This window comes from Rhizobacter sp. P3_B12 (assembly GCF_056402895.1).
Genome location: NZ_JBFUGN010001181.1, coordinates 1 through 1,696 on the forward strand (window position 1 = coordinate 1; position 1,696 = coordinate 1,696).

General features: G+C 71.9%; 3 protein-coding genes. 2 read left to right on the plus strand and 1 reads right to left on the minus strand.

The genetic code is table 11. From position 1 onward, the window contains the following. Positions 1–678 (plus strand): DMT family transporter (locus tag AC1D01_RS33540; protein ID WP_477873791.1); only part of this gene is annotated, 678 nt, incomplete at its 5' end. Here AC1D01_RS33540 and AC1D01_RS33545 read toward each other — a convergent pair. After that, positions 675–1,313 (minus strand): L,D-transpeptidase, encoded by a 639-nt coding sequence (locus tag AC1D01_RS33545; protein WP_477873792.1) that lies wholly within the window; start codon positions 1,311–1,313, stop codon positions 675–677. The two genes, AC1D01_RS33540 and AC1D01_RS33545, sit on opposite strands and share 4 nt — an antisense overlap. 149 nt (positions 1,314–1,462) lie before the next feature. Here AC1D01_RS33545 and AC1D01_RS33550 point away from each other — a divergent pair. Further along, positions 1,463–1,696: hypothetical protein (locus AC1D01_RS33550; protein ID WP_477873793.1), on the plus strand; the 234-nt coding region annotated here is incomplete at its 3' end.

The window sequence follows — 1,696 nt, forward strand, 5'->3', positions numbered from 1 at the left end:
CCGCGGGCGCTGGCGGCGGCGCTCGCCTGCGGGGTGCTGATGGTGGCGAACTGGGCGCTGTTCTTCGCGGCGATCGAGCGCACGTCGATCGGCGTCGCGACCGTGGTGTTCCACGTGCAGCCGCTGTGGGTGATGGGCTTCGGCGCCTGGTGGCTGCACGAGCGCATCGGCGCGCGCCGGTGGCTTGCGGCCGGGCTCGCGTTGCTCGGCCTGGCGCTGGCGACGGGCCTGGCCGAGCAGCCGCCGGGCGAACTGGCATCCACGCGCTACCTCGCGGGCCTTGCGATGTGCCTGGGCGGCTCGCTCAGCTACGCGGCGGTCACGCTGATCGCGAAGCGGGTGCAGGGTGCGTCGTCGCTGGCGCTCGCGGCGTGGCAGTGCGCGGTCGGCGTCGTGCTCACCGCCTGGTGGCCGCTGATGCAGGGCTGGCCCGCGCAGCCGGCCGCCTGGGGCTGGCTGGCCGGGCTCGGCGTGATCCACACCGGCCTGGCTTACGTGCTGCTGTATGCCGGCATGGCGCGCCTGCCGACCGGCCGCATCGCGTTGCTGCAGTTCGTCTACCCGTTCGCCGCGGTGTGCGTGGACTGGCTGGTGTACGGCCGAAGCCTGAGCGTGCTGCAGTCGGCCGGGATGCTGCTGATGGGCGCGGCGCTGTGGAGCGCGCGCGCAAAGACCTAGAGGCCCTGCGCCGCCTCGAAGAACCCGCGCACCGGCTGGTCTTCCGGCAGCACGTAGACGACCGCACGCGCCTGCCCGAGCACCGGTGCGACGACCCGCTCGTAGAACGCCACCGGCACGACCACGCAGCCGAGCGAGATGCGGTTGTCGGCCGGCGAGGTTGACGCGAGCCGTTGCGCGCGCCGCTCGGCGGGCGCCGCGGGGCGCAGCCGGTGGATCGCGAGCGAGGCGGCGTAGTCGAGCCAGACGATGTCCTCGCCGTGCAGGTTGCGGCCCGGCTGCGATTCGAAGCGGCCGGCCGGCGTGGTGCGCTCGAACGGGCGCAGGCTGGACGGCGCACGGTGCGCGATGTCGCCGATCGCGGCGTCGCCGGGGGCCAGCCCCAGCAGGGCCGGGCTGCTGCCGATCAGCCGGCCGTCGGCCGCGTGGATGCGCAACTGCGCCGCCTTCTTGTCGACCACCGCGAACGGCTTGCCCTGGTTGTCGTGGTGGTCGAGGATCCAGCGCGTTGCGAGCCGCGCCTCGGGCGAGGCATCGGAGGTGTCGGATGTCGAAGCTGCCGCACAGGCCCACGTACCCCATGCCCACAGACCGGCAAGAATTGCCGATCGCACTGCTTTACCTGCAAATCGCATGGGCGGGTCCTGGCTCGCTCGCGTGAAGATGGTGAATCGTAGGGAGACCGGTCTCGGGACGTGCGTCGAAAAGCGCGACAAAGTGGACGCAGTTCGATGCGCCATCAGGCCTGCAGACGACGCTGCTGGCTATCCCACGGGCACGGGGATTGCCACGCATCGGCATGAAGCCATCACCGGTGCTGGAGTGGGTGAACGCGGGCCTGTTGGGCGCGGCGACGATCGTGCTGAGCCTGATCGCGCAACCGCCGTCGCCGGTTCATCCGGAGCGGCTCGCGCACAACGCGCGGCACGCGGCGCCGGTTTACGCGAAGCGGTCGCTGGATTTCGGTGCCGAGGCGGCTTCAGCCGATGTGCGGCGCCTCGGCGACTGGATCGCGAGT

Coding starts and splice junctions, on each gene's coding strand:
- AC1D01_RS33545 (WP_477873792.1), bottom strand. CDS start 1,313: ATGCGATTTGCAGGTAAAGCAGTGCGATCGGCAATTCTTGCCGGTCTG.